The organism is Streptomyces sp. NPDC058375, from assembly GCF_042723425.1.
GTDB classification, from domain to species: Bacteria; Actinomycetota; Actinomycetes; order Streptomycetales; family Streptomycetaceae; genus Streptomyces; species Streptomyces durocortorensis.
Genome location: NZ_JBHXJG010000423.1, coordinates 1 through 3,453 on the forward strand (window position 1 = coordinate 1; position 3,453 = coordinate 3,453).

The 3,453-nt window shown below is 71.6% G+C and carries 3 protein-coding genes; 2 read left to right on the forward strand and 1 reads right to left on the reverse strand.

Going from position 1 to position 3,453, the window contains the following annotated elements; translation table 11 throughout:
* The first annotated feature begins 204 nt into the window (after positions 1-204).
* Complete coding sequence (locus tag ACFWM7_RS34485; protein WP_383268512.1) at positions 205-1,674, forward strand: nucleobase:cation symporter-2 family protein; 1,470 nt, start codon at positions 205-207, stop codon at positions 1,672-1,674.
* A gap of 146 nt (positions 1,675-1,820) precedes the next feature.
* Here ACFWM7_RS34485 and ACFWM7_RS34490 read toward each other — a convergent pair whose 3' ends face one another.
* Positions 1,821-2,642: a chitosanase gene (locus tag ACFWM7_RS34490; RefSeq protein ID WP_383268515.1), complete on the reverse strand. Its 822-nt coding sequence runs from the start codon at positions 2,640-2,642 to the stop codon at positions 1,821-1,823.
* 65 nt (positions 2,643-2,707) lie between these two features.
* Here ACFWM7_RS34490 and ACFWM7_RS34495 point away from each other — a divergent pair, with 65 nt between their 5' ends.
* A complete protein-coding gene (locus ACFWM7_RS34495) occupies positions 2,708-3,391 on the forward strand; it encodes an alpha/beta fold hydrolase (protein WP_383268518.1) in 684 nt (227 codons plus the stop codon).
* Positions 3,392-3,453 lie beyond the last annotated feature (62 nt).

Consider the following 3,453-nt stretch of genomic DNA (forward strand, 5'->3'; position numbering starts at 1 on the left):
GGCCCCATGGTGCGCGCCCGCCGGACCGGTGATGAACGCTGCCCGCACACACCCCCGGTGCGCGCCCCCGCACCCCCTGCATGACCTGCACCACCTGCACCACCTGCACCACCTGATCGAGCCGCAAGCACCACCGCACCACTTACGCACCACCTCCCTGAACCCCACGTCGCCGACGACGTGTAACCGACCGGAGGAACCGCCGTGGCCGCTAAGCCCAGGTTTCGCAAAGACGCAGATGCAGCCGCCCCCGACGTGACGGACGATGCCGTCACAGAAGCAGAAGCAGCAGCAGGAGACGGCCGGAAACACCCGGTCGACGAAACCCTCCCGCCCGTGAAGATGTTCACCAGCGGCCTCCAGCACGTGGCCGCCATGTACGCGGGCGTGGTGGCCCCGCCGCTCATCGTGGGGCCGGCCGTCGGTCTCACCGCCAAGGAGACCGCCTTCCTGATGGGGGCGAGCCTGTTCACCGCGGGGATCGCCACCCTGCTCCAGACCATCGGCTTCTGGAAGGTCGGCGCCCGGCTGCCCTTCGTCAACGGCGTCTCGTTCGCCGGGGTCGCCCCGATGATCGCGATAGGCAAGGACCGGGGGCACGACGGGATAGCCGTCATCTTCGGCGCGATCATCGTCGCGAGTCTTCTCGGGTTCGTCCTCGCCCCCTACTTCTGCAAACTGGTGCGCTTCTTCCCGCCGGTCGTCACGGGCACCGTGATCACCCTGATCGGCGTCTCGCTGCTCCCGGTCGCCTTCAACTGGTCCCAGGGCGGCAACGCCACGGCCGACGACTACGGCTCGATGACCAACATCACCATGGCCGCCGTGACCCTGGTGATCGTGCTGGCCCTGCGCAAGCTGCTGCGCGGCTTCCTCCAGCAGATCGCGATCCTGCTCGGCCTGGTCATCGGCACGCTCATCGCCATCCCGGCCGGTATCACCGACTTCGGCGCCATCAAGGAAGCCGACGTGGTCGGCTTCCCGACGCCCTTCGCCTTCGGCGCCCCGCAGTTCGAGATCGCCGCCATCATCTCCATGTGCATCGTGATGCTGGTCTGCATGACCGAGTCCACCGCGGACATGCTGGCCCTCGGCAAGATCGTCGGCCGGCCCGCGGACGAGAAGATCATCGAGGGCGGTCTGCGCGCCGACACTCTGGGCAGCGCCATCAGCCCGCTCTTCAACGGCTTCATGTGCAGCGCCTTCGCCCAGAACGTCGGCCTCGTCGCCATGACGAAGATCCGCAGCCGCTTCGTCGTCGCGGCGGGCGGCGGGATCCTGATCGTCCTCGGCCTGGTCCCCGTCGCGGCCTCCGTCATCGCCCTCGTACCGCTGCCGGTGCTCGGCGGCGCGGGGATCGTCCTCTTCGGCACGGTCGCGGCCAGCGGCATCCAGACCCTGGCCACCGCCGCCATGGAGAAGGGCGAGAACGCGCTGATCGTGGCGGCGGCCCTCGGTATCGGCCTGATCCCGATCGCGGCGCCGCAGTTCTACCACGCCTTCCCGGAGAGCCTGCTGGTCGTCCTCGACTCCGGCATCTCGACCGGCTGTGTGGTGGCGATCGTGCTGAACCTCGCCTTCAACCACTTCGGCCGCAAGCCCGACGGGGTGGAGGAGGAGCCGGCCAACGGCGAACACGTGGTCCCGGCGGCCGCCGGGGTGGGCGTCCACTGATCCGGTCCGCCACTGATCCGGTCCGCCACCACTGCCCGGTGAGGCCCCGCCCGGGGCTCCACCGGGCAGCGGCGTGTCCCAGCCGGCGTGGATCGGGGGCAGCGGCGTGTCTCAGTCCGCGTCGATCCGGGGCAGCGCCGTGTCTCTCAGCCGACGTCGATCCGGTAGGCGTCCCCGTACACCTTCCAGCGCAACGGGGTCTCCAGCCCGAGCTTCCCCTCCCGTACGAAGACCCGCTGGGCGGTCTCCACCCGGCTGGTGTCGCTGTGCGACGGCTCCCGGCCGATGGCGGCCACCCGCGCATCGAGGAACGCGTCGAGATACGCCTGCTCGTCGCCGCCCCGCGCGGGCGTCCGGGCCGCCGCCATCGCCTCGCGGCGCATCGTGCGGAACCCGACCGTGCCCTCCGTGTCGCCCGCGCCGTGCATCACGTACGCGTCGTAGTAGATGAACTGGCCGAGCGCGCCGAGCCCGTCCTGCTCGGCCTGCCGCACCGCCGGGTCGAAGTAGGCGGCGTCCCGCTCCGCGTCCTGCGCCGCCCGGAAGGCCGGGTCATCGGCCGCCTTCGCCCAGGCCCGGGTGAACGGCCTGCCCAGCCTCGTGTGCGCGTCGCTGCCCTCGACCGCGCGCAGCGCCGGAAGGAAGCGCTCCAACGGGTTGCCGGGGCGCGCCTTCGCGTACCGCTCCACGACCTCCGTCATGTCACCGGTGCCGGAACAGAACCCGATGATGCCCGCCGTGTACCCCCGGCCGTCGCCGATGTCCTGGATGTACGGGTACTGCGCCTCCCAGTCCAGCGAGGAGTTCTCCGCGCTGGAGACCAGCCGCATCGCGATCCGCTTCTTCGCCGGGTCGGTGAGACCCGCCTCCGGAGAGCCGGCGGCGGACCCGGAACATCCGGTCAGGGCGGCGGCAGTCAGGAGCGCGGCGGCGAGGGGCAGGCGCAGGGCCCGGACGGTGTGCTTCACCCGCCCAGCCTGCCAGGCCGGGGGCCCGGCGTCGGCCGGTGCTCGTCGGCTGTAGCGTCAGGGGCATGGAAGAGCAGTCTGTTGTGGATGTCGGCGATGTGCGCCTCGCGTACCGGACCTGGGGCGATGCGTTCGGCTCGCCCGTCGTGCTGCTGCACGGCCTCGGCGGTTCGGCCGCGAACTGGGAGGCGGCCGGCCCCCTGCTGGGCCAGGAGTGGCGGGTCTTCGCCCTGGACCTGCGCGGCCACGGCGAGAGTGACTGGCCCGACGACTACGCCCTGGACCTGATGGCCGAGGACGTCGTGGGCTTCCTCGACGAACTGGAGCTGGACCGGGTCGGCCTCGTCGGCCACGGCATGGGAGGCGTCGTCGCCCGGCTGGTGGCGCAGGAGCACTCCGACCGGGTGGAGCGGCTGGTGCTGGTGGAGACCCCGGCCCCGTTCCCCGGCGACCCGGGACCGGCCGGTCGCGCCGAGGGCCCGGTGGACTACGACGAGAACGCGGTGCCCGCCGTACGGGACCAGCTCGCCGATCCCGGCCCGGACGCGGACGAGTTCCTCGGGGACATCGTCTCGCCGACCCTGATCATCACCGGGGGCCCGGAGAGCGAGATGGAACAGCACCGCCAGGCGGACGTGGCCTCCCTCGTCCCGGACTGCCGGCTGATCACGGTCCCCGGCGGCCACCGGATGCACGAGACCAGGGCGGACCAGGTGGCCGCGCACATCACCGAGTTCTTCACCAGCTGAGTGATGCCCTCGCCGCGCCGAGGAGCGGCCCGGCGGGTGGCCGCAGGGCAGGAGGCCACCCG